At 59.6% G+C, this 25,058-nt stretch carries 18 protein-coding genes; 11 read left to right on the top strand and 7 right to left on the bottom strand.

What is annotated here, in order from left to right:
• Window positions 1-71 precede the first annotated feature (71 nt).
• Window positions 72-413, bottom strand: a complete 342-nt coding sequence (gene hpf / locus K227x_RS27535) for a ribosome hibernation-promoting factor, HPF/YfiA family (protein ID WP_145175633.1) — start codon at window positions 411-413, stop codon at window positions 72-74.
• Between the two features lie 892 nt (window positions 414-1,305).
• On the opposite strand from hpf, the gene K227x_RS27530 reads away from it, so the two are divergent.
• From K227x_RS27530 to K227x_RS27520, 3 genes are all read left to right on the top strand, one after another.
• Window positions 1,306-1,599 carry a hypothetical protein gene (locus K227x_RS27530; protein WP_145175630.1) on the top strand — a complete coding sequence of 98 codons (294 nt, stop codon included), beginning with the start codon at window positions 1,306-1,308 and terminating at the stop codon, window positions 1,597-1,599.
• 92 nt (window positions 1,600-1,691) lie between these two features.
• Window positions 1,692-2,552: a carboxylesterase family protein gene (locus tag K227x_RS27525; RefSeq protein ID WP_218933587.1), complete on the top strand. Its 861-nt coding sequence runs from the start codon at window positions 1,692-1,694 to the stop codon at window positions 2,550-2,552.
• 28 nt (window positions 2,553-2,580) lie between these two features.
• Entirely contained in the window at window positions 2,581-3,630 is a 1,050-nt protein-coding gene (locus K227x_RS27520) for an agmatine deiminase family protein (RefSeq protein ID WP_145175624.1), read from the top strand.
• Between the two features lie 277 nt (window positions 3,631-3,907).
• Here K227x_RS27520 and K227x_RS27515 read toward each other — a convergent pair whose 3' ends face one another.
• The 4 genes from K227x_RS27515 to K227x_RS27500 all read right to left on the bottom strand — a co-directional run bounded on the left by K227x_RS27515 (window position 3,908) and on the right by K227x_RS27500 (window position 11,852).
• Window positions 3,908-5,320 (bottom strand): DUF1501 domain-containing protein, encoded by a 1,413-nt coding sequence (locus K227x_RS27515; RefSeq protein ID WP_145175621.1) that lies wholly within the window; start codon window positions 5,318-5,320, stop codon window positions 3,908-3,910.
• 5 nt (window positions 5,321-5,325) lie between these two features.
• Window positions 5,326-7,935 carry a PSD1 and planctomycete cytochrome C domain-containing protein gene (locus K227x_RS27510; RefSeq protein ID WP_145175618.1) on the bottom strand — a complete coding sequence of 870 codons (2,610 nt, stop codon included), beginning with the start codon at window positions 7,933-7,935 and terminating at the stop codon, window positions 5,326-5,328.
• Between the two features lie 160 nt (window positions 7,936-8,095).
• Window positions 8,096-9,538, bottom strand: coding sequence for a Gfo/Idh/MocA family protein (locus K227x_RS27505; protein WP_145175616.1), 1,443 nt, complete (start codon window positions 9,536-9,538; stop codon window positions 8,096-8,098).
• A 136-nt stretch (window positions 9,539-9,674) separates the two neighbouring features.
• Window positions 9,675-11,852, bottom strand: coding sequence for an FAD-dependent oxidoreductase (locus K227x_RS27500; protein ID WP_246146330.1), 2,178 nt, complete (start codon window positions 11,850-11,852; stop codon window positions 9,675-9,677).
• A 579-nt stretch (window positions 11,853-12,431) separates the two neighbouring features.
• Here K227x_RS27500 and K227x_RS27495 point away from each other — a divergent pair.
• The 3 genes from K227x_RS27495 to K227x_RS27485 all read left to right on the top strand — a co-directional run bounded on the left by K227x_RS27495 (window position 12,432) and on the right by K227x_RS27485 (window position 15,978).
• The gene (locus K227x_RS27495) at window positions 12,432-13,880 is read left to right on the top strand and encodes a type II secretion system protein GspD (RefSeq protein ID WP_218933586.1); all 1,449 of its coding nucleotides are present in this window, start codon (window positions 12,432-12,434) and stop codon (window positions 13,878-13,880) included.
• Window positions 13,881-13,941: 61 nt separating this feature from the next.
• On the top strand, window positions 13,942-14,178 hold the full coding sequence (locus tag K227x_RS27490) for a hypothetical protein (protein ID WP_145175610.1): 237 nt from the start codon (window positions 13,942-13,944) through the stop codon (window positions 14,176-14,178).
• Window positions 14,179-14,262: 84 nt separating this feature from the next.
• Window positions 14,263-15,978 carry a hypothetical protein gene (locus tag K227x_RS27485; RefSeq protein WP_145175608.1) on the top strand — a complete coding sequence of 572 codons (1,716 nt, stop codon included), beginning with the start codon at window positions 14,263-14,265 and terminating at the stop codon, window positions 15,976-15,978.
• Here the strand turns inward: K227x_RS27485 and K227x_RS27480 are convergent.
• Window positions 15,941-16,882: a nucleoside hydrolase gene (locus K227x_RS27480; protein ID WP_145175605.1), complete on the bottom strand. Its 942-nt coding sequence runs from the start codon at window positions 16,880-16,882 to the stop codon at window positions 15,941-15,943. The genes K227x_RS27485 and K227x_RS27480 overlap by 38 nt on opposite strands.
• A gap of 206 nt (window positions 16,883-17,088) precedes the next feature.
• Here K227x_RS27480 and trpD point away from each other — a divergent pair, with 206 nt between their 5' ends.
• A complete protein-coding gene (gene trpD / locus K227x_RS27475) occupies window positions 17,089-18,108 on the top strand; it encodes an anthranilate phosphoribosyltransferase (protein ID WP_145175600.1) in 1,020 nt (339 codons plus the stop codon).
• Here trpD and K227x_RS27470 read toward each other — a convergent pair.
• Window positions 18,105-20,540, bottom strand: a complete 2,436-nt coding sequence (locus tag K227x_RS27470; protein ID WP_145175597.1) for an ATP-binding protein — start codon at window positions 20,538-20,540, stop codon at window positions 18,105-18,107. The two genes, trpD and K227x_RS27470, sit on opposite strands and share 4 nt — an antisense overlap.
• 236 nt (window positions 20,541-20,776) lie before the next feature.
• On the opposite strand from K227x_RS27470, the gene K227x_RS27465 reads away from it, so the two are divergent.
• The 4 genes from K227x_RS27465 (at window position 20,777) to K227x_RS27450 (ending at window position 24,528) form a co-directional block, all read left to right on the top strand.
• Entirely contained in the window at window positions 20,777-21,616 is an 840-nt protein-coding gene (locus K227x_RS27465) for a purine-nucleoside phosphorylase (RefSeq protein WP_145175594.1), read from the top strand.
• Window positions 21,617-21,649: 33 nt separating this feature from the next.
• A complete protein-coding gene (locus K227x_RS27460) occupies window positions 21,650-22,462 on the top strand; it encodes a purine-nucleoside phosphorylase (RefSeq protein WP_145175591.1) in 813 nt (270 codons plus the stop codon).
• A 117-nt stretch (window positions 22,463-22,579) separates the two neighbouring features.
• Window positions 22,580-23,350, top strand: a complete 771-nt coding sequence (locus K227x_RS27455) for a tributyrin esterase (protein WP_145175588.1) — start codon at window positions 22,580-22,582, stop codon at window positions 23,348-23,350.
• Window positions 23,341-24,528, top strand: coding sequence for a hypothetical protein (locus tag K227x_RS27450; protein WP_145175585.1), 1,188 nt, complete (start codon window positions 23,341-23,343; stop codon window positions 24,526-24,528). Before K227x_RS27455 ends, K227x_RS27450 begins: the two co-directional genes overlap by 10 nt.
• Window positions 24,529-25,058: the final 530 nt, after the last annotated feature.

Raw genomic sequence — 25,058 nt, 5'->3', positions numbered from 1 at the left:
AATCAGTGGCGGTCCAATCAACCTCTCGGGCGATGCAAAACGCAGGGCAAGGGCGACCCCGACAGGGCTCGTCAATCTTCGTCTGCGACAACAGGGTCAATGTGTTTGTGTGCGGTGGCCCGGTGGCCCGTTTTCTTTTCTTTGAGTCGGCGGAGCTGTTGCTCTACCTTGGGGATTGCTGCGTCTAGCGCCGCGATCACTGTATTCGCTTCGGCGGTGGCAACACAGTCCTCTGCGTGCTCTGCCGAAACCTTGATTTCCACCGTTGGTTTGTCCAACTGTTTCAGGTCGATCGTCACTTCGATGGCGTTGACCCGGTCGAACAAACGGCGAAGTTTCTCCGCTTTTTCGACAACTAGTTGTTGGTCTCCAGGCTGCAAATTGCCATGACGCGCCGAAACGTTAACCTGCATGTTGTGACTCTCAATCCGGTGAAATGAAGGGTGAAATCTCTGAGGTGTCCGGTTCTTCCTGTTGGCACCATTTCCCGCAATCCAGTCGGGAAAATGTTCCCAGAGATTACGGAATTTGCGGAAGCGGCAAAGACCTTTTCGCGGTTGGAATCGAGCCGTATCGGGTCACAAAATTTCGTTAAAACCCACGAATCATCGACTTGGCCGTATCGCGAATAAGGGGATCGCTGATTCCGACAGACTTCTTCTCTATAGACAATCATAAGCGACATCGACGCCCAGGAATAGCGATCCTTTTTTTCGGAATGTCCAGATGCGGGTTTCCCCGCCCTGTCAGCACAGCACACAGCGGTGTCCTGGACACTTCCGGGGTGATCTGTCGGTCGAACAATCGGTGGGTTGGCGAGAACTCTGTCGCTGGTTTAAATCGGCGGCACAGTCCGCAGCAGGCCAGGAAGAACCGAAGGCTTGCGCAAAAATCCGATTTTGACGCTCCCGCCGTTTAGGGGGGCGACGCGCGAGGCGGTTGCGTGCCGTGCGGCGTTGATTTCGACCGAAGTCGACCGAAGTCGACGCATCTGGCCGGCTGATCCCGCCCCGAAGCCGCGCCAAAATCCCGTTTCCGCGACCCGCCCGTGTTCTCGACGGTGGTTCGCCCAGGAATCCGCCCAAAGATTCCCCCCCTCCCACGGTGCCCTGCCGGCGGATTGGCCCGCCTGAGCGAGCCCACGCGGCGGCAATCGCCGGGCATCCGGTTTGATCGCCACCGGGCCGAAGGCTTTCGCAGGACAAAACCTGCTCCCCCGTGACAAAAACGGTGGCAACTTGGTAATCTGTTTCGATTCACGTCGATCTACTTCGATTCCATATCCTCCAGCCCCCGACTCGCTCCATGGCCCGCAAGGTCGTCAGTCGCAAGGCAAAAGCCGCCGAGGCTGAAGCTGCCGAAAAGCTTATCACTGATCAGAAGACCAAGAAAAAGGCTTCCAAACGTAAGTCCAAGAAAGCGGCTGCCGATGTCCGCTTGAGGCTTTACTGGGGAGTCTTTAGCCAAAATCTGAAGCGAGTGGCTGTGTTCGAGTTCGATCAGAAGAAAGACGCGCAGAAAAGGGCCGAAGAGCTCAGCAAGGGCGGAAAATCACCGCACTTCATCCAAAAGGTGAAGGAAGAAATCAAGCCTGAATAGGCTGCCTTCCCCCCCACTTTCCCGGCCCAGGCTCTTTGTTCTCGATGGCGGTTCCCATGCAGTCGTTTCGTCTCACTGGCTCGACTGTTGTTGTGGCTGTCGTCGCACTCCTCCTCTCTGTCGCTGGCACGGCCGTCGCCCAAACGGTGCCCGACCAGGTGCCCGGCCAGGTGCTCGAAGCCGGCAAGGCTGTCGCTGTGACCACAACCGCTGCGAACCCGGCCGCCGCGAACCCGGCCGATGCGTTCACCGCAGCCACGTTCGATGGGCTGCCCTATCGATTGCTGGCGCCGGAATCGACCGGCGACGACGGTACCGCCGATGCGGATGCGAAGTATCCATTGGTGTTGTTTCTGCACGGGGCTGGCGAACGGGGCAATGACAACGTTGCTCAACTGAAGCACGGTGCGGCTGAATTCCTGCGGCCCGATCGACGCCAGGCTTATCCCGCCTATGTCGTGATGCCTCAGTGTCCCAAGGATGCTCGTTGGGTCGAATCCGACTGGGGCACTGCTTCCGGTGACGGTGCGTTTCCCCAGGCTCCCTCGGGGCCGATGGCCAAGGCACTGGCGCTGGTGGATCACTTGGCGGACACACTGCCGGTGGATCCCAACCGAATCTATGTGACCGGGTTGTCGATGGGCGGGCAAGGCACTTGGTACGCGGCCGTTGCACCCCCCAAGCGATTCGCGGCCATGTTGGAAGTCTGTGGGGGTGGCGATCCAAGTTGGGCACACCGCTATGACGGAGTCCCCGTTTGGGCGTTCCACGGTCAGTCCGATTCGGTGGTCCCGGTCCTTCGCGGCCGCGAGATGATCAAGGCACTTGCCCAGTCCGGTCACTATCCGGAACTGAGGTACACCGAATATCCCGGCGTCGGGCACGATAGTTGGACTCGAACGTATTCGCGTGACGATGTCTTCGATTGGCTGTTCCGTCAATCGAAAAACTAACGCTCTGAAAACGTCGCCGGCGATTCTTATGACTCAATCTCGCGTCTTGTCCGGCGAATCCTCGCCCCGTCGTTTGCGAGTGCCCGCCGAGTGGGAGCCGATCCAGTGCGTTTGGCTGGCTTGGCCGCACAGTCTGGAAACCTGGCCCGGCCTGTTCGATGCCATCCCCGGTTTCTATGCCGATTGGGTGCGGCGAATTGCCGAGAGCGTTCCCGTTCGGATTCTTGCTGGGGGAGAGGTTGCCGCATCCTGTCAGTCGGCTGTGCGTGGTATCGACGGTGTCGAGGTCGTGCCGATCGCGACCAATGACGCCTGGGTGCGCGACTATGGACCGACGTACGTCGAAGACCTTTCCGATCACTCGATTCATGCGGTCAACTGGAAATACAACGCTTGGGGTGGCAAGTATCCGCCTTGGGATTCGGACGACGCAGCGGCAGCCCAGATGGCCGGGGTCGATCGGTTTTCGGTCGTCAACAGTCCGCTTGGCGTCGAAGGCGGCGCGATGGAATTTGACGGTCGCGGCCGTCTGCTGACGACGCCCGAGTGTTTGGTCACCGATACACGCAACCCAGGCTGGACCCAGGACGCGATCTCGCAAGAACTGCATCGATGCACGGGCGTGACCGAAATCGTCTGGCTAGACGGTGGCGGATTGATCGGTGATGACACCGACGGGCACATCGACCAGTTGGCGCGTTTCGTGGATGTTCGCAACGTCGTGGTGGCGGTCTGTGATGATCCATCGGACGCCAATCATGAACCGCTGCAGCAGAATTATCGTCAGCTGCATCTGTGGGGCGACGCCACGAACCCAGGCGTGGACGTGCACCGGTTGCCGATCCCACCCGCCCGGTATATCGATGGCCAGCGCGTCCCCGAAAGCTACTGCAACTTCCTCCGCCTGGGCCCCGATCGATTGCTGGTGCCAACCTTCGCGGCGCCGACCGACGATCACGCGATCGGTCTGCTAAGCGAGTTGAGCGGATTGAAGGTCGAACCGATCGATTGCCGCGATCTGGTGTGGGGATTGGGAGCACTGCACTGCGCCAGCCGCGAACAACCCAAGCAGGCCTAACTTTCATTCGTAGCGCAAGTCGCCAAGACTTTCGGTGGTCCCACGTCCTTGGCCGAAACTCTTGGCGAGTCTCGCTACGAGCACCGGCTTTCATTCGTAGCGCAAGTCGCCAAGACTTTCGGTGGTCCCACGTCCTTGGCCGAAACTCTTGGCGAGTCTCGCTACAGGCACCGGCTTTCATTCGTAGCGCAAGTCGCCAAGACTTTCGGTGCTCCCACGTCCCTGGCCGAAACTCTTGGCGAGTCTCGCTACGGAATTTCGTGTTTCGGCCGGGGTGTTATGCCAGGATCGGGGTGACGACCTGGGCTGGTTCGACGCCTGTCAATTTCATGTCCAGGCCTTGATGGCGATAGGTGAATTGTTCGTGTTGGATCCCTAACAGGTGCAGCATCGTGGCGTGGAAGTCATGGACGCTGACGGGATTTTCGACCGCGTTGTAGCCGAAGTCGTCGGTGGATCCGTGAGTCACGCCGCCGCGGATTCCGCCCCCGGCCATCCACAGGGAAAAACCTTTGATGTGGTGGTCGCGGCCGGGGTTGGTCTTGCTGCCTTGTGACATCGGCGTGCGCCCAAACTCGCCACCCCAAACCACTAGCGTGTCATCCAGCATGCCGCGCCGCTTCAGGTCGTCGACCAGTGCCCAACTGGCTTGGTCGACCAGTTTTGAAGTCACCTCGACACCCTTTTTGACGCCACCGTGATGGTCCCATCCGCGGTGATACAGCTGGATGAACCGGACGCCCCGCTGGGCCAATCGGCGCGCCAACAAACAGTTGCTGGCGAACGATCCGTCACCAGGCGTGGCTCCGTATCGATCCAGCGTGCTCTGCGATTCGCTGGACAGATCGACCAGTTCGGGCACGCTGGCCTGCATCCGGAATGCCAGTTCGTATTGCGAGATCGTGGTCGCGATCTCGGGGTTCTCGGCGATCTGGAAACGCTGCTGGTTCAGCGCGTTGACGGCGTCGATGACGCTGCGTTGGTCAGTTCGCTGGACGCCGGGCGGGTTGCCAACGTACAGGACTGGGTCGCCTTTGGAGTGGAAGTGGACGCCTTGGAATCGGCTGGGCAGGAAACCGCTGTGCCATTGTCGCGACGCAATGGGTTGGGATTGGCCGCCGCCAACGGACGTCAGCACGACGAATCCGGGCAGGTTCTCGGATTCGCTTCCCAGTCCATATTGGATCCAGGATCCCATGCAGGGGCGGCCCGAAATTTGGGAGCCGCAGTTCATGAATGTGTGGGCGGGATCATGATTGATTTGTTCGGTCGTCATCGATCGCACGATCGCAATGTCGTCCGCCAACTTGGCAATGTGCGGAAGCGTCGCGGCGATCTCCTGGCCCGATTGACCATGCTTGGCGAACGTGGTCTGTGGTCCCAAGCAAGTGAGTGCTTTGCCCTGCAGTTGGGCGATCGGTTGGCCGGCGGTGATGGATGCCGGCATCGGCTTGCCGTCCATTTCGGCTAGCTTTGATTTGTAGTCCAGCGTTTCAAGGTGCGACGGGCCGCCGGCCATGCACAAGAAGATGACTCGTTTCGCCTTTGCCGGATGATGGCTGACCGTTGCCTGTTCGCTGCTGGCGGATCCCCAGGCGCGATCGCGGATCAACTGGCTAGCCAGCGCTGCGGCGCCGATTCCAACGGTGCCGGATCGCAGAAACGTTCGTCGTTGAATGGGGTCAGGCATGGTGGTTAGGAACGCGAGGTGGTTTCGTAAGCGCTGATGATTGCTCGCGCGACCTGAGTCCAGGCGGCAAGTTCAGCAGCAGAAATCTGGTCCGGTACAGGCCATTGGCCCACGCCGATCAAGGCTTGGGCGTCATCGGGGGCCGAATCGAACCGTCGTTTTTGGTTTTCGTACAGTTCGATTAGCGTCGATTGTTCGCTAGCGGTGCTGGGCCGCGACATTGCACGGCGGATCGCCCAATCGATCCTTTTCGATGCGCTGTCACCGCCCGACGAGATCATGCGTTCGGCAAACACGCGGGCGGTTTCGACGAACACAGGGTCGTTCAACAGCACCAAGGCTTGTTGGGGGATGTTCGACCGCGAACGTTGGGCCGTGCATTCTTCGCGACTGGGGGCGTCAAAGGCGATCATCGCCGGATGCAAAAAAGTACGGCACCAAAACGTGTACAGACTGCGGCGGTACAGGCTTTCGCCTTGATCGGTTTGCCACTGACGTTTGGGGAAGTTCAGGTGCTGCCAATAACCGGCCGGTTGGTACGGTTTGACGCTCTTGCCGCCGACGGTTTCGTCTTGCAGCAATCCGCTGATCGATAGTGCGGCGTCGCGAACAAATTCCGCCTCCAATCGCCAACGGCCCTGGCGTCCCAGTAGGCGGTTGGATGGGTCGGCGGCCAGCAGTTCGGGGCTGCCATGGGATGATTGCGAGTAGGCTTGCGACGTGGTGATCAGCCGCACGATGTGTTGAACGTTCCAGCCCGATTCGATGAACTCTACCGCCAACCAGTCCAGCAGTTCGGGGTGCGTTGGCGGTTGTCCCTGCCCGCCCAGGTCGTCCAGGTTGGCCGAAAGTCCTTGGCCAAAAAAGATCTTCCAAAGCCGGTTCACGGTCGTGCGTGCGGTCAGCGGGTTTTGCGGGTCGACGATCCATCGGGCTAGATCCAGCCGGGTGCCGCGGCGCCCGGCCGATGGTTGACCGGGCAGGAATGCAGGAGGCGCAGGTTCGACGATCGGCCCCGATTCGTCCAGCCAATTGCCACGCGGCAAAATGCGAGTGACCCGTGGCTCGCCGAGCGACTTGGAAATCAACGTGGTGCGGATCGAATCACGAAATTCCGCCAACGTTTTCTCCGCAGCAGCCGCTTCGTCGCGAACCGCTTTCGTCTCCGGTGCAATCGATTGATAGTACTGGCTCACCTGCAACGCTTGTTCGGCCGTGCGTTGGTTTCGGTCGACCATCAATGCGGATCGGACTTTGCCGTCGATCTTCGCGGCCGTCTTGTCGCCCGCTCGAATCGCCGATCGCGTTTCCGATTCCCAGATGATTTGGGATGCCGCCACCTGTAGGGCGAGTTTCGGATCGGCTGCCAGTCGATTCGCCAGGCTGCGTGAATCCCGTTCGGCTTCTAGTTGTGATAGCCGTGCGTCGTCTGTGGGGGTGGCCAGCGACAGGTTCGGTTTCTGAACCCCGACGGCTTGTTCTTCGATGTCGGCAAAGTAGGCGGCCAGCGAATAGAAATCGCGTGCGGTGATCGGGTCGTATTTATGGTCGTGGCATTGGGCGCAGCCAACGGTTTGCCCCATCCACACGCTGGATACATTCCGTACGCGGTCGGCGGCATAGATGGCGATGTATTCCTTGGGCTGTGCCCCGCCCTCTTCGGTTGTTTGCAGCAACCGGTTGTACCCGGATGCGATCAGCTGTTCGCGTGTCGGGGCGTCCAGCAGATCGCCGGCGAGCTGTTCGATGGTGAACTGGTCGAATGGCTTGTTGGAATGAAAGGCATCGATCACATAGTCGCGGTACGCAGATACTTCCCGCGGCTTGTCGCTGTGGTATCCGATCGTATCGGCGTATCGCACCAAGTCCAACCAATGCACCGCCATCCGTTCGGCATACGCCGTGGTGGTCAGCAGTTGGTCGACCATCGCGCCGATCGTCTGCGGGGTGAACGGGTGAGGGGCAGGTGATGCCAGTTCGGCCCAGTGCGGTTCCATCGCTTCGCTGCCCGGCGGGATTCCGGTTAGGTCCAAATGGATGCGGCGAAGCAATGTCGTCGTGTCGGCAGCAGGCGAATACGTCAGCCCTTGGTCGTGCAGGCGATCCAACAGGAATGCGTCGATCGGGTTGGCGGCGTCATTCTCGCCGCCGGTCGCATCGCCGATTAGCGGAACCGCCGGGCGAACCAAATCGCGATAAGCCCAATGAGTTTCGTAAGCGGCGCCGTCGGAAATCCATTGGCGAATCAACGCCTGTTCAGCGGGCATGACCGGTTTGTGTGCATCGGTCGGTGGCATCACATCATCGGCATCGTCGCTGATGATCCGAAGGAAGGCTTCGGATTGATCCGGTTGGCCAGGCACGATCGCGCCACTGTCCACTGCGTCGCTACGCAGGTCCAGTCGTAACCCGGCTTCGCGAGTGCCTTCGTCGGGGCCATGGCAGGCAAAGCATCGATCCGACAGCAAGGGTCGAATGTCGCGATCAAACGAAACCGGTTTCGCCGCGTCAGCGGGGCCGGATGCCAGAACCTTGATCGTGATTGCGATCACAATGGTTGCGGCCGACACAGTGGTCACCAGCGACAAGACAAGCCGGCGGCTGAGAGAATGCATGGAACCAACAGGGGCGACGTGGCGGGCAGTTGAGAAACAAAAAAGCGATCATGGGGAGCCGTGTTTTCTCACCCCCCCCCATGATCGCTAATGGATCAGATCGCTAACGGATCGGATCGCCTATGGATCGGATCCTTGATCGGTCAGTCCGGTCGGATGATCAGACCAATTCCGGGACTTCGAAACCTTCGCGATACTGACGACGCAGCAGTTCGTTGGCAGCCTGGGCATTGTCGCCGGTGAACTGTTCGGTCTTTTCGTCCAGGGTCAACATCGGGCTGACGCGGATCTGGTCGTTGGAAAAGTCCATGTCGTACGCGGACAAGTGCTCGGTCATCTCGCCGATCAGGGTATCCCACTGTGGCAGGTCGACAGCGCCGACTTCGACGGCATCTTGGTTGGTGCCGGCGCGGAAGGCGATGTTGGCGAGGTTGCACCAGCCCGTGCTGTCGTTACCGACTTCGACTTCGGCGTTCAGGATCGAGCGGTCTTGGGCACGGACGGCTTCGATGAAGTTGCGTTGGTGCAGGACGTCGCCGTTGTTGCCCTTGAAGTCACGGATCTTCTTGCCATCGCTGTCGTAGGCTGCTCCGCGACCGCGTTGGCCTTCGAAACGACCGCCTTCGCAGTAGGCCACGTATCCGCTGCCAGGTCCGGGATGGCCTGGGCTCTTCTTGCCGCCCGGTGCGCTGGGCAGATTCGACAGCCCGATGACGACCGGGATATCGCCGGTGTCAAAGTAGGTGAAGTGGACGTTGGGGGTTTGGCCAGCGTCGTTGTAGGCGATTCGTCCGCCGCCACCCATGATGCGGCTGGGCAGTGCGACCGAGTCTTGGAACACGTTGTTGCGGCAATCGTCCAACACGTGAACGCCCCAGTTGCCCATTTCGCCGCTGCCGGTGTTCCAATCCCAGTGCCAATCATAGTGCAGTTGGTTGCGGAACAATGGCTGGTCTTCGGCTGGGCCAAGCCATAGGTCGTAAGCCACGTTCTTTTCGATTTCTAGCGGCGTGTCGCGTTTGCCGATCGGGCCACGGATGCCGTACCGGTTGACTCGCGCGGCCTCGATCTTGCCCAACGCTTTTTCTTCGTGCAGGAACTTCTTGATTTCCGCCTGCATCGGGTCGGATCGTTGTTGGGTGCCCAGTTGGCAGATCCGGTTGTATTTGCGAGCGGCGGCGACCGTTTGACGGCCTTCCCACTGACTGTGCGAAAGTGGTTTTTCGACGTACACGTCCTTGCCGGCTTCCATGGCCCAGATCGCGGCCAAACAGTGCCAGTGGTTGCAGGTCGCCACGACGATCGCGTCCAGGTTGTCGTTGGCGATCAGTTCGCGAAGATCGGTGTAGGTGTCCGCTTTGGGGTATCGTTTCTTGGCCGCAGCAACGCGGTTTTCATCCACGTCGCAAAGCCCAACAATGTTGACGCCTTCGATCTTGTCGAACTGGCCCATCAATTGGCCCGCCCGGCTGCCACAGCTGATGAAGCCGATGTTGACTTCGCTGTTTGCGTTGGCCGCTCGAAGCGATCGTGGCGCCAATGACGTGGTCACCCCCGCGGCGACAGTAGTGGCGATGAAATGACGACGGTTCAAGCGGCTCATATCGTGAAAGTCCATATAAATGGGGTGGGGGTGTGTCGTTTGGGAAGCATTATCGCTGAATTTGTCACCCTTGGCACTACCTAAGGTGTGTTTTTTCTAGGCTTCTTGAGAATCTTCGGCATCCAGCGTGGGGCGATCAGTCGTTTTTTACCGGCAGCCAGCGGACTGCGTCGACAACGACATATCCATCGGTACCCGCCGTCTGGACGCGAACCGATGCGTCGCCGCCGGCGCCGAATGTATACTGCCCCAAATCAACGAATAGCCGGTCGACCGTTGGTGCCGTCCGCTGGTTCACCACGACCTTGGTCTCGCCATCTGCGTGCTTGATGGTGACGGGCACGTTGGTCGCCCGGTTGGAATTGACCGGATAGGCCAACTGGACCCGGTATCGGCCGGCGGCAAGTTTGGCGGTGAAGGTTGCCGAAGCGTCGGCGTCGGGTTCGGCGCGGTTGTGGTGGTATCCAATGTCGACAAACGGTTGGTTCGCCATCGATTGATTCCACAGCCCCGAAAACTTGGCGTTCATGTCATCGACGACGGTGCCCTCTAGTTGACGCGAAGAAAACGAATCGTGATCTCTTTTGGACTTCGGCGCCGCTGCACGATCCCACTGCAGCACTTGGCCGTCGGAAATCAGTTGGTCGCGAAGGGCCGCGTAGTCCAGGTCCTGGACCGCGATGTCTTGGTCGATCGACAGGCAGGCTGCGGTGGCCGCCGATTGGCCCAGAATCATGAACACAGGTTCCATTCGAATCGAACCGAACGCGATGTGACTGGATGAAACGCAGACCGGCACCAACAAGTTTTGGCACTGCGATTTCTTGGGGACAATCGACCCGTAGGAAATCCGATAGGGGCGTGGGGTGTGGACGCCGATGTCGCCTTCGTTTTGGACAAAACCATCCGGTTTAACGTACCGCTGGGTGTTGTGAGAATCCAACGTGTAGGAACCCATCCCGATCGACGACGGCGTTTCCTTTTGATCCAAGCAGTCTTGTTGGGTCATCACGTAGTGACCGATCATGCGACGTGCTTCGCGAATGTAAAGTTGATGCGGCCATCCGCCGGTGTCGGGGAATTCATCCTTGGGCAGGCCCCATTTGGACATCGCTGTGCGCACGTCCTCGGGCACTCGATCGTCGTTGGCCATGAAGTACATCAGCCCTTTCTGATACCGCTCGTGATCGGCGATGATTTCCTTGCGACGTTCGTAGTCGGCTTCGGGGTAGTCGTAGTTGGCGCCGATGTAGTCCGTGCTGACCGGACCGTGATTGTTGGTGTCGGTCTTGCGGTTGGGCATCGGGTCAAATTTCTGGAACATGTCCCGCCAACCGGTGTCGAAGACTCGCAGCAGCAGTGCGTATTCGTCGGCGTCATAGCCGGCCGGTTTGGCAAACGGGATGCGGTTGTCATCCACGTTGGTCAAGCACATTCGGAAACAGTATGCCTGAACGCGATCGTCCGCTTCCCCGCGTTTACCAGGTGGGTCCCCGCTGATCAGTGGCAGCAATCCGCTGCTGGGGTCACCCGGTGTGACGTAGGGATCGACAGGTTGTTTGAAGTGGTGGGCATGGTGCAGTACGCCGACCTGGACGCCGTTGTAGGATTCGTCATAGACCGACGACGCTTCGCGGCCGACGTGATAGTCGACTCCCGCGGCTGCCATCAGGTCGCCTTCGTAGGTTACGTCGACAAACATCTTGCCGCGATACACGTGCCCGTCGGTCGTGCGAAACGATTCGATGCGACCGTTGTTGATCGTGACGCCACCATCGGATCGGTCCAGCCATTGGTTGCGACGGACGGGAACCTTGTGTTCGGCCATCCAGTTGTCAAAAATTTGCTCGGCCACGTGCGGTTCAAACACCCACATGGTCGAACCGTCACCGGCCTGGCGAGGTCCCGATTGGTTGCGGCCACCAAACTTGCTCTGGGATTCCCAACGCCAATTCTGGGGCTGTTGGTAGTGCTGCCAAACGCGATGATAGAACTGGCGACTGAGCCCGCCGATGGCATTCTTGTTGCCCGAATCGGTCCATCCCAATCCGCCCGACGTCAGCCCGCCCAAGTGGGTTTCGGGGCAAACGATGATCACCGACTTGCCCATCTGGCGACTTTGCACGGCGGTGGTGATCGCAGCACTGGTCCCGCCATAAATCACGACGTCGTACTGCGCGGCATCGTCAGCCCGGGCCGGCGACAAAATCGCTAGAGCCAACCACGTTCCCATCGCCCATCGCAGAGGCCGAAATGCGGGGCCACCGAATTGCTGGAAGGCCATTCGCATGGATGCGAGTTCAGGAAGTTTCATGGGCGAGCACCTCGGGTGGGAAAATCAAATGAAAGAGCGATGGAGAATTCGTCGGTCGGGGGGCCGCGTCCGCCTTGCAGGATGGGTCCCGCACGGGACCGACCGAACATCACGGACGCGAGGCATCATTTGCTGGCATTGAGGTTTGCTGGCAAACGGGCAGTCAATTTGATGGCAGATCCGACGATCAGCCGGAATAGATTAACCGCTGGGCGCTCCGCTCGCTTGACCATCGGCCAGCGAAGCTGCGGATAACCGCAGCGGATGCTCTTTTGATCACCCGATGGTCAATTTGGTTCGATTCGTATCAGGGTGAATGCCGATACCGATCGTAACGGCTGGTTCGATAATCACACCCAAGCCGAGAGGGGTAACTTCAGTTAGGCGACCATGCAGAACATTTGGGCAATATTGACGGGGGGAGTTCTGATGCTGTGCGTTGTCTGTTGCGCACCTGCGTCGGGGCAGTCGCCGGGCTCGGTTTCGCCTAGAACTGCTCCGCATCGGGTCCAGCTGTACCAACCGCAGCAGCGTCCATCCAAATTGCCCATCGTTGGCAGCACTTCCGCAGTACCGAAAGTGGCAGTGCTTCGCGATCTGGAATCCGCGTCGGCCTACCCAACGGCTGCCGAGGTGTCCCAGTTGTGGCGCAGGGTTCGCCCAACCGCGGTCCAGCAGGTCGCCGCACAGGGCGATATGAACGACGCGGATTTGATCCCGATCGCTAGAGTGCCAGTTCCCGAGGGCGTGAAGCTTTCGACTCACGACGAACTCGTTTATCTGGTCGCGACAGGCGCCGATCTGAACGCTGTTCTTCGCATGATCGCCGAACACCATGGTTTGAACCTGGCGTTGGCACCCGACGTGGGCGGTCCACTGACCGTCAGTATCCGTGGCGCGCGACTGGATGAAGTCTTGGACGCGATCCTGGGTGTGGCTGGGTTTTCGTGGCACCGAGTGGACAACATGCTGTACGTCACCGGTGGTCGAATCCCCGGGATGGATCCACGCGTGCAGGGACGGTATCTGCAGGTCTACCCGCTGAACTATATCTCGGCCAATGACGTCGAAGACGTGGCCAATAGTCTGCTGTCGCCGGTTGGCAATGCGTTCGTCAGTCAGTCGGATCCGATTGATCAGATGAGGACACGCGAAACGCTTGTAATCGAAGATACGCCAGCGGCCCACGCCCGAATCGCACAATACATTGCTCAGATCGATGTGCCACCCAAGCAGGTGTTGATCGAAGCCCACATCATGCAAATCTCGTTGACCGACGCCGAGCGGCACGGCATCAACCTGAAAACGTTGGTGCGGGCGGGCAACAGTCAGATTGAATTAGAAGGTAGCGGATTTGCCGACGACGCAGAGTCGGGGCCATCGGTCGCACTGCGGCTCAAGGGCAGCGACATGACGGGGCTGCTGGAATTGATCCGGGAATGCACCAATTCACGGACGCTGGCGTCGCCCAAGTTGTCGGTCATCAATCAACAGGAAGCCAAGATCCAGATCGGCCAGCGGTTGCCTTATGCCGTCGCCACAACTGTCCAAACGACGACGGTTCAGTCCGTTGAATTTCTAGACGTGGGGGTGGTGCTGACGGTGCGTCCAACCATTACCGACGATGGCAACGTGGTCATGTCGGTGTTGCCCAAGGTGTCAGGCGGCAAGATTTTGGCCAGCGGTTTTCCCGAAGAGGAAACAACCGAGGTGCAAACGACCATCATGATCCCCGATGGTGGTGGCGTCGTGATTGGCGGGTTGATCCGTGAAGACAATGTGTTGGACCAAGCGATGGTTCCCTGGCTGGGGAACATCCCCGTCGTGGGCCATCTGTTTCGCCGGAAATCGCAGGAATCGCGACGCAGCGAGTTGATCGTCGCCTTGGTCGCACACGTGATCCACAACGGCTACGGCCCGCGTCAGCACGAGGAAACGGAGTTGCATTTGGCGTTGCCCGATTACGCCGAACGAGAACTGATCAATCGTGGTGCATACGGCTACGAACCATCCATGGTCACCGAATAGCCGCCGCCCGTAACTGGCCCACCCGTAGCGCAAGTCGCCAAGACGTTCGGCCATTCACAACTTGGCCGAAACCACACTCTACGTAGCGCAAGTCGCCAAGACTTTCGGTGATCCCACGTCCCTGGCCGAAACTCTTGGCGAGTCTCGCTACAGGCACCGGCTTTCATTCGTAGCGCAAGTCGCCAAGACTTTCGGTGATCGCACGTCCTTGGCCGAAACTCTTGGCGAGTCTCGCTACGAGCACCGGCTTTCATTCGTAGCGCAAGTCGCCAAGACTTTCGGTGCTCCCACGTCCTAAGCCGAAACTCTTGGCGAGTCTCGCTACGAGCACCGGCTTTCATTCGTAGCGCAAGTCGCCAAGACTTTCGGTGCTCCCACGTCCTTGGCCGAAGCTCTTGGCGAGTCTCGCTACGAGCACCGGCTTTCGTTCGTAGCGCAAGTCGCCAAGACTTTCGGTGGTCCCACGTCCTTGGCCGAAACTCTTGGCGAGTCTCGCTACAAGCACCGGCTTTCATTCGTAGCGCAAGTCGCCAAGACTTTCGGTGGTCCCACGTCCCTGGCCGAAACTCTTGGCGAGTCTCGCTACGAGCATCGGCTTTCATTCGTAGCGCAAGTCGCCAAGACTTTCGGTGGTCCCACGTCCCTGGCCGAAACTCTTGGCGAGTCTCGCTACAGGCACCGGCGTTCATTCGTAGCGCAAGTCGCCAAGACTTTCGGTGCTCGCACGTCCTTGGCCGAAACTCTTGGCGAGTCTCGCTACGAGCACCGGCTTTCATTCGTAGCGCAAGTCGCCAAGACTTTCGGTGCTCCCACGTCCCTGGCCGAAACTCTTGGCGAGTCTCGCTACGAGCACCGGCGTTCATTCGTAGCGCAAGTCGCCAAGACTTTCGGTGGTCCCACGTTCCTGGCCGAAACTCTTGGCGAGTCTCGCTACGAGCACCGGCATTCATTCGTAGCGCAAGTCGCCAAGACTTTCGGTGCTCCCACGTCCTTGGCCGAAACTCTTGGCGAGTCTCGCTACGAGCACCGGCTTTCATTCGTAGCGCAAGTCGCCAAGACTTTCGGTGGTCGCACGTCCTTGGCCGAAACTCTTGGCGAGTCTCGCTACAGGCACCGGCTTTCATTCGTAGCGGAAGTCGCCAAGACTTTCGGTGGTCCCACGTCCTTGGCCGAAACTCTTGGCGAGTCTCGCTACGAGCACCGGCGTTCATTCGTAGCGCAAGTCGCCAAGACTTTCGGTGGTCCCACGTCCCTGGCCGAAACTCTTGGCGAGTCTCGCTACGAGCACCGGCTTTCATTCGTAGCGCAAGTCGCCAAGACTTTCGGTGGTCCCACGTCCTTGGCCGAAACTCTTGGCGAGTCTCGCTACGAGCACCGGCTCTCATTCGTAGCGCAAGTCGCCAAGACTTTCGGTGGTCCCACGTCCCTGGCCGAAACTCTTGGCGAGTCTCGCTACGAGCACCGGCTTTCATTCGTAGCGCAAGTCGCCAAGACTTTCGGTGGTCGCACGTCCTTGGCCGAAACTCTTGGCGAGTCTCGCTACGAGCACCGGCTTTCATTCGTAGCGCAAGTCGCCAAGACTTTCGGTGATCCCACGTCCTTGGCCGAAACTCTTGGCGAGTCTCGCTACGAGCACCGGCTTTCATTCGTAGCGCAAGTCGCCAAGACTTTCGGTGGTCGCACGTCCCTGGCCGAAACTCTTGGCGAGTCTCGCTACGAGCACCGGCTTTCATTCGTAGCGCAAGTCGCCAAGACTTTCGGTGCTCCCACGTCCCTGGCCGAAACTCTTGGCGAGTCTCGCTACAGTCACCGGCTTTCATTCGTAGCGCAAGTCGCCAAGACTTTCGGTGGTCGCACGTTCCTGGCCGAAACTCTTGGCGAGTCTCGCTACAGGCACCGGCGTTCATTCGTAGCGCAAGTCGCCAAGACTTTCGGTGGTCCCACGTCCTTGGCCGAAACTCTTGGCGAGTCTCGCTACGAATCGATGCTTGCGCAACTGCGTCTTCCCGTCGGTCCGGTTTTCTTGCACCTGGAACCGTCGGTGCCGATTCGCGCGGGTCTTAGGTTTTTTGGCCGGCGTATTTCAGCGATCGAGTGATCGCGGCTTGGGCTTCGTCGACGTCGACTTCCACGGCGACTTCCATGTTCATGGGCCATTCGCGGCGAAGTCGTTGGTCGAACACGGTTGCACCGCGAGTCAGTTCGCCCTTGGTTTCCACCTTGCCAGCCATGCCTTCCCATTCGAACAATTCCGGCTCCATCACGCTCAACATCGTCGTCGCATCGTACAACGGGATCAGTTCGCGACCCAGTTTCTGGTGAGCGGTGCGAAAGGCGAAGGGCAACATCTTGTGCAACAAGTCGCCCGCTTTGCTGAACTTCGATGGCAGGTGTTCCAGCAGGTCGACACCGAACAGGACTTCTTCGGTCACGTCCAACGGCACCAGACTCTTGGTCGTCGCCGACGCAAAGACTTCGGCGGCACTTTGCGCGTCAAAGAACATGTTGCGTTCGGCGATGGTCGTCGCATTGCCCGGATAGCCGATCGAACCGCCGCTGATGACGATGTTGTTGATCAGGGGAATCGCGGAAGGTTCGCGGCGAATCAATCGTGCTAGGTTCGTTAGCGGCCCCAGACAAACCAGCGTGATGGCATCGGGGTGCTGGTGGACCAGTTCGCTGATGATCTTTTCACTGGGCGTCGGATGCTGGCGGCCGGAGGCTTCGAAACGGCATTCCCCTAGCCCTTCAGGGCCGTTCAGGTGGCTGTCGTCCAGCACCGGTGCGTTTTCCGACGGCGTCGCTGTCCCAATCCGCGGATACCGGGCGGGGTCCAGGTGATTGACTAGCGCGGTCACGTTGCGGGTCGCCTGTTGGGCTTCCACCGTGCCGGCCGTTGCTGTGATAGCCAGCACCTCGACGCGAGGGTCAAATAGGGCGATCAAAATCGCGATGGCGTCGTCGATCCCGGGATCACAATCGATGATAATCTTGCGTGTCATTTCACAAGTCTAGAATTTTGGTGTTGATCGGGCGACCCCGAATCTCCTCCACTTTGCTCGGGTTCTTGGCTAATCGAGGTATCGTCGTCACAGAAGCTGTGCGAATTGCTATTTCGGACGGTTTGCTTATGGTTCACTCGATCACCCACGACTAACCCTCGATATCGTCGCTCTCCCTACCCCCCTCTCATTGCGGTTCTTCGCTGATGTCTGCCAGCCCAGCCCCCTCGTTTCAATCGGCCATCGACCAAGCCCACCGCGGCGAAGACCTCGCGGTCGACCAGACCAGCGACCTGATCGATTCGATGCTGCGGGGGGACGCCAGCGAGGATGCTGTCGGCGAACTCTTGTTGGCGCTTCGTGCAAAAGGGGAATCGGTGGCCGAGTTGGTGGGGGCGGCGACTGCGATGCGTCGCCACATGACACGGATTTCGCACCATCACGACGTCCTGCTGGACACTTGTGGAACCGGCGGCAGTGGCAGCGGGACTTTCAATATCTCGACCGCTGTCGCCATCGTGGCGGCCGCCTGCGGTGTCGCGGTCGCCAAGCACGGCAACCGGAAAGCCACCAGCCTTAGCGGATCAGCCGACGTCTTAGAAGAACTGGGCGTGCGGATCGAATCCGAAGCCGACGCGGTTGCCCAACGTCTCGATTCGATTGGCATCTGTTTCTGTTTCGCTGCCAAGTTGCACCCGGCCATGCGGCACGTTGTCGGTGTACGGCGAAAGTTGGGGGTCAAGACGTTGTTCAATCTGTTGGGCCCGCTGTGCAACCCGGCCGGGGCGACCCACCAATTGTTGGGAACGTCGACGCCGGATGCGCAAACCAAGGTCGCCGCAGCCATCCACCAGCTGGGGACAACCCGTTCGTTTGTGATTCACGCCGATGATGGACAGGACGAAGTTTCGTTGGATGGGACCACGACGGCGGTGGAGGTGACCTCGGGCGGCCAGCAGACGTTGACCTGGTCGGCAAGCGACTTTGGATTGTTGCCCGTCGGCGCCGATGCATTGGCGGCCGCCAACCCATCGGAAAGTGCCGCCATCATTCGCCGCATCTTCGCCGCTGAGCCCGGCCCCTGCCGCGACACCGTGATCGCCGGTACCTCGGCTGCATTGCTGTTGGTCGGCAAGGTGCCCACGGTGGCCGATGGAGCCAAGATGGCAGCGGCCGCGATCGACGAAGGACGCGCCAGCGAAAAGCTCGCTCAATTGGGCAGTTAGTACATCCGGGTTGCGATCCCGTGCTTGTCGACCTGCCATGGCGTCCACAGGATCATTGGGTCGGTCACTTTCAGGTCGCCCTTGCGCGGCGGGATGACCAGAGTTTCCAGTTCCCAAACTTCGACCCGATAGCGATTGCCCAGCGATTCGAGTTCTTCGTTCAGTTCGGCGTCCAGATCCTGCATGTCCATCGCCAGTTGTTTCAGCGATTCTTCGGCGCGAACGACGTCACTTCGTTGTTGGGCGGCGCGGCTGGCGCCACGGGCCGCGGTCGACACCTTTGACACGTTCGTGCGGCTGGCCACTTTGTTGCCCAGGAAAGCACCTAAGATCGATGCGCCGACTGAAATGATCGATGACATCTTGGCTTGGTTGTACTGATCCGATTCGCGGTCGACCCGCTCCTGTGCCGTCTGCATCTTCGAATCGATCGACTTCATTTTGGCCGCGTACTTTTCACGCAGCTTTTCGGTTTCCAGATCTAGGGCCTCGCGAGCGGACTGTTTAAAATGAGCGCGTGCCTGAGATTCGGTCGAACCGCCCGGCGCGTACTCTTTGATCAGCGGCCCTTTGTAAAGCGTCATCGTGTGGTGACGGTACAGGTAGTCTTTCAGTTGCTTCTCCAGCGACCGAAAGTTCGCGGCGCTCATCAATTCCGTCGGCAGGTCGCTGAACTGGAAATCGTCCTCGGGTTCCGACACCCAATCGGCATCCACCGGCAACGGCTTGCTGGATTCCCAGAAATCATCGGGGACACCTGTGGCGCATGACACCATCCGTTTGGCGTCGATCCACATGTCGACGCCAGCGCTGCTGCGGACGTAGTGCAGCGAACCTTCGGCATAGATCGCCGGTCGGTAGATCAACCGGACATCGTCACCGGCCACCACGTTGGACGCTAGAAAACGTTCTTCGACGCCGCTGGGGGCGACCGGTCGCGATGGAGTGGCGGCATCGCTTTCGACCGATTCGCCTTCGGCCTGACGCGACGATTCCACCGCCGCTTTGCGGTCGGCCATCAAACGGCTGATCTGATCGCGAGCCAAGGGGCCGGCCAGGAACGACATCGCCCATCGGGTTTGGAACACACTGGGCCCGTCGTCATGCACGTTGTTCATCAAGAACACGCGGTTGCCCAACGAAGCCAACATCTGTTCCATCGCATTGCGATCGAAAGGTTGACCGGACTCTGCCGATGCGCCTTCCAGGCCTTCCAATACGCGTGCCTTGTCGCGCTCGGTCTGCAGCCGACCCAAGAACCAGGTTCCGATATTGGAGAGTCCCTTGTAGTCCAAGTCGACGGGGTTTTGCGTCGCCAGCGTGATGCCCAGTCCGAACGCGCGAGCCTGTTTCAGCAGTGTCAGCATCGGCGGTTTGGTCGGTGGATTCTTGACCGGCGGAAAGTAACCCGCCACTTCGTCCATGTAGAACATCGCACGCAGCGAACTGGTTCCGCTTTGGGTTCGCATCCATGCCAATAGCTCGTTCAACAAGATCGTGACAAAGAACATCCGTTCGCTGTCACTCAGATGAGCGATCGACAGGATCGTCAGACGTGGTTTCCCTTCGGGCGTGTACAGCAATCGTTGGATCGAAAGCGTTTCGCCCTCTAGCCACGTCGAAAACGCGGGGGATGCCAACAGGTTGTTCAGCGTCATCGCCAGCTTCGATCGATCGGCCGATGGCATGAACGAATCCAAGTCCAACACGCCGACTCGCTGGATCGGCGGCGATTGGATCAATCCGATCAAGTCGCCGATCGAAACATTGCGTCCTTCACGCCAACAGTGACTGAAAATGGACGAGATCAAAATGTGTTCGTGCGACAAGAGTGGGTCTGCGTCGATCCCCAGCAGCGTCAGTAGTCCCGATGCGGCACCGGTGATTCGCTCGCGCATCGCGTCGCTATCGTCCAGCATCTCGGGCGGTGGTGCGTCAAAGCTTTTCAGCACCGTCAACGGCAGGCCCGTGTTGCTGCCGGGTGTGTAGACCGCGATGTCAACGGCGTCTTTGAATCGTTGCACTCGTTCCGGGGTCTGGCCCCACGACGCCAGCCCTTTTTTCCAGGTTGCGGCGGTGTCGGTAGCCAATTCGTCCAGCGTCTTGCCCTTGCGAGTCGCGTCGGCCTGTTCCAACCAGGGCTTGAAATCTTCCGGACGCATCTCGGGGAAGGTCAGCAACAGGTTCGCTAAGTCGCCCTTGGGATCGACACAGATCGCCGGGATCCCGTCGAGCGCAGCCTCCTCTAACAGCGACAGGCACAGCCCGGTTTTGCCGCTGCCTGTCATCCCGACACACATCGCATGCGTGCACAGGTCTTTGGCGTCGTACATCAGCAGATCGTCCTGCAATTTGCCTCCGTTGAGGTCGTAGTGACGGCCAAGATAGAACGAGGCGAGCTTCTCGAAGATTTCCGGGGACGGTGCAGACATGATCGTTGGATGTTGGATAAGAGAAGATGAGTCTGGACAGGCGATGATGCGGTCAGGCGATTGGCATGTTTTAGCAAGAGTCGTATCGAAGCGGAAACGCAGCACGCGGAAACGCAGCGCCCTGGGCGGCGGCAAAACGCTATGCCCTACAAGCGGTCGTGGGACCGTGGTCTAATTCGCAGGCCGTCACACCCGGCGGATTTCGTTTGCCCCCCCCTTCGTGTGCAGATTCTGCGATGCTTGACCTTTACGACAAAATCCAAGAAGCCGCCGCCGCAATTCGAAAAGAATTCACGGTCGTCCCCCAAGTCGGCATCATTCTGGGCACCGGGTTGGGCGATCTCGTCAAAGAAATCGAAGTCACCGCGTCGATCGAATACGGTGACATCCCGCACTTTCCGACTTCGACCGCGACCAGTCACCGAGGCCGATTGGTCTGCGGGACACTCGATGGCGTTCCCGTGGTCGTGATGGAAGGTCGCTTTCATATGTACGAAGGCTATCCGCTAAAACAGATCACGTTGCCCGTTCGCGTCTTCAAGGAACTCGGATGCGAATTGTTGGTCGTTAGCAACGCTTGCGGCGGACTGAACCCGTACTTCCAAAACGGGGACATCATGGTCATCGAAGACCAGATCAACCTGATGGGCGACAACCCGTTGATCGGCATCAACGATGATCGGCTTGGTCCGCGCTTTCCCGACATGTGCGAGCCCTACGATCAAGCATGGGTGGACCGTGTGATCAAAATCGGGCGTGATCAGGGAATGGGGCTGCACAAGGGTGTATTCGTTGCCGTGGCCGGGCCCAACCTGGAAACGCGTGCCGAATACCGCTATCTACGCATGATCGGCGCCGATGTGGTGGGGATGAGCACGGTGCCGGAAACGATCGTGGCCGTTCACTGTGGTATCAAAGCGATTGGGCTTAGTGTGATCACCGACATGTGTTTGCCCGATGCCTTGAAACCCGCCGACGTCACGGAGATCATTGCAACGGCCAACGATGCGGCGCCTCGGTTGGTCGCGATCGTTCGCGGGATCGTTGGCGAAGTGGGCCAAACCCGCATCGCTTAGCTGACACGTTTGCCATCCTGATCGAGAACCGCATTGACGCCTAAAATCTCCGCTGCAGCCGACTGGATTCAGTCGCGTGCCAACCTGTCGCCCAGCGCCGCGATCATTTTGGGCAGCGGCCTAGGTGGGCTGGCCGACAAGATCGAAGACCCCGTGGCGATTCCCTTTGGCGACATTCCCGGCTTCGGTACATCCACCGCCGCAGGCCATCGTGGTCAGTTGGTGTTGGGCACCATCGACGCGGTTCCCGTGGTCGCGATGGCCGGCCGGTTCCACCGGTACGAGGGCTGGTCCAACGATGACGTCACCTTTCCCGTTGACGTCATGCACGCGATGGGGGCGTCGCGGTTGATTGTCAGCAACGCGGCCGGTGGCGTCTCGCCGAAACTTTCGGTCGGCGACATCGTTGTGATTGCCGATCACATCAATTTCATGACAGGCACCTTCGCTTGGAATTCCAAGCAGTCCGTTCCATGCTTCGGTCGTACCCATTCCGGGCCAACCTACGACACCGCGATGTCCAAAACGGCCATGCAGGTGGCGGTGGATACCGGATTTGCCGCCTACCGAGGGACCTATTTGGCAACATTCGGACCCACCTACGAAACGCGAGCCGAGTATCGGATGATGCGAAAGCTGGGGGCCGATGTGGTGGGGATGAGCACGGTTCCAGAGGTTTTGGCCGCTTCGAACCGGGGCATGCGGGTTTTGGGATTGTCGATGGTCAGCAACGTTGCCAACCCGGATCGGCCGGTGAAAGCGGATCACGAAGAAGTCCTACAGGCGGGCCGCGCCGCAGAGGTTAAGATGGAAGCCATCGTTCGCGCTGTGCTGGGATTACCTTAGGACGGACGCGGGCACCTTTTTTTGCGTGTTCCCTCGTCGGGGGTCGCCATCAACGCGGCGTTTGTGTCTAGCACTGCTGAACTGTTTCTTCCATTTCCCTTGGGCTAATCGCTGTTCATGCCGGTCGATCCTCATCCTGATGCCGATTCCCCATCATCGCACGAGGACGTGCTTGCGCTGCCCGAACATCGTTTTTCGATGGCGTCGATCAGCGACGAAGATTTGCGAGCCGCGATCGCAGCGGTTCCGCTGGCACCCGAAGACCAGAAACTAACGCAGGTCCATGTGACCGGCGCCTGTGGCCAAGACCATGCACTGATGCGGATCCACCACGCGGTGCGGATCCAAGTCGATGGGCCGCTGGGGAACCATGCCTTTGCGTGGGGAGCCGATGCCGAAGTGCGGTTGAGTGGCGCTGTTGGCAACGGCGTCGCCGAAGGATTGATCAGCGGTGCGGTGCGGATTCGTGGCGATGCGGGAATCGGAGCCGGGGCTGCGATGACCGGCGGCACGCTGGCGATCTACGGGTCGGCGGGTGATCGCTGCGGTGGGGCGATGCGAGGCGGGAATATCTTTGTCCGTGGCAACGTGGGGGATCAGTGCGGCGTCGGCGCGCTCAGCGGGATGATCGTGATCGGCGGCGATGCCGGGCACCACGTCGGGGATGCGATGAGCAACGTGTCGGTGTTCATCCGGGGCAAAGTAAAAAGTCTGGCCGAAGGAGTGGTGGAGGCTCCGCTGCGAAAACGAGAACAACTGCAGCTGGGCCTGTTACTGATCAATGCATCGATTCGTGGCGACGCGAAAGAGTTTCGGCGGATCGTCCCCGAAGCCATGATTCTTGCCGAACGGGCCAGTCGTGGCGAGGTGAATCCAAAATGGCGATAAGTCACCCGTCCACATCATCAGACCACTTTGTCGACACCGATCGACTTCGCCAGTTGGTGTTCCAAACACCCGCCGCCGGCTCCCCCTGGGTCGCCGCTCCGGTGCAGTCCTCTGGTACGGCGATCGCACGTGCCGATCACGCGGATGTCGTTTTCGATAGTCCCTTGTTCTGGTACGACCCACCTTGGCATAGCGTGCCTCCGGCAACGGCCGATGTCGTTGCACGCATCACGGCGAACCAGGGCATCGCGGTTTCGGGAATGCGGCGAGATTTTGCTGCCGCAGACGATGCGTCGACGTTTCTGATGGGCCACTATTCGGGGGCGCGTGATGAAGGTGCGCCGGCGGGAGAGTCTGCGGACGCTTGTCGGCTGCGTCCGCTGCCCCGCATCACGCCCTATCGGCCCGAACGTTATGGATTGTCGATCGATGATTTTGCAGGCACGTCGGTGATCGATGTCCGGCTGACCATCGCGACCGACCAATCGGGGCGGTTTGCGTATTCGCCTGAACAGATCCAACGCTGGGAGGCCGCCGATGACGATCATCCGGTGGCCGGCGGCAGTTGGGTGCCCGCGGGAACCTTTCCGCCCGATGTCGATTCGTTGGATGGGCTGAGATCCAAGTTGGAACAGTTGCGATTGTTGGCACCATCGGCTGCCGTTTTTGTCGCGATGTCCCCCTTTCGAATGGACCAGGAACTGCCTGGGGTGATTCGGCAAAAGCCGGACGGAGTGATCCTAAGAGCCGATCAGGTGCCGATGTCGGGGCTGATGTTGGCTTTCATGACTCGCCGTGCCCGATTGTGGATGGAGCACGAAAAGGTGCCTGAGATGCCGCTGTGGATCGTCCCTGGTCCGATCTCGCCGGACGACGCCGTCAAATTGGTTTTGTTGGGGGCCACGGGGGTCGCCATCGACGATTGGTGCAATCCCATGTTGGACGGCGCCGCAGCCGCCGCCGGTCGGTCGGCCGCAGCACGGCTGGGGTACAAGTCGCAATCGTCCCAGGATGATGCGATCATCCAGTGGGTCGATTCGCATTTGGGCGACGAATTGGACCGGTTCCGCGGCCGAATGCACGCGATGATGACCCTGCCGCCGACGGAAAGATTGGTCGCGATCGACCCGGCCTGGGCGAAATCATTGGGTGTGCGGAATCTGGCCTTCGGTTCCTGATCAGCGTGTGCCCCCACCCCCTCCCCGTTCGCACCGCAAGTCGCCAAGACTTTCGGTGATCCCTTTCGGCCCCCCACCCCATCCCACCCGTAGCGCAAGTCGCCAAGACTTTCGGCCCACCCACCCCACCCCATCCCCACCGTAGCGCAAGTCGCCAAGACTTTCGGTGACCCCACATCCTAGGCCCCCACCGTCGAGGGTATGTCGATTTCGTTAGACGCTTAACCTCGATTTCGTCACACAAAAACCGGGGTTATCGGCCAGTTGATTTAGTAACACTCCGGTCAGCGAGGGATTCGATTCCGCCACTCGATTCCGCGTCGGATTGTGATCTCATCGCTGTTTTCAACGGCGTTGGTAGAGGCCGCTGGCAATTCCCGGCCGCTCACGCGATCACGGCTCACTCAATCAGCAGGCCGCTATCGCTCAAACGGCTACCATTAGCATTCGAATCTGGATTCAATCCACAAGCCGCCTATAGCGGTCCACCGATTCACCGACCTTCCCCACCATCCTTTTTCCAATCCCGC

The sequence above is a fragment of the Rubripirellula lacrimiformis genome, from assembly GCF_007741535.1.
Lineage (GTDB): Bacteria > Planctomycetota > Planctomycetia > Pirellulales > Pirellulaceae > Rubripirellula > Rubripirellula lacrimiformis.
Note: the sequence above shows the minus strand (reverse complement) of the source record. Positions and strands in the feature narration are given on the sequence as shown.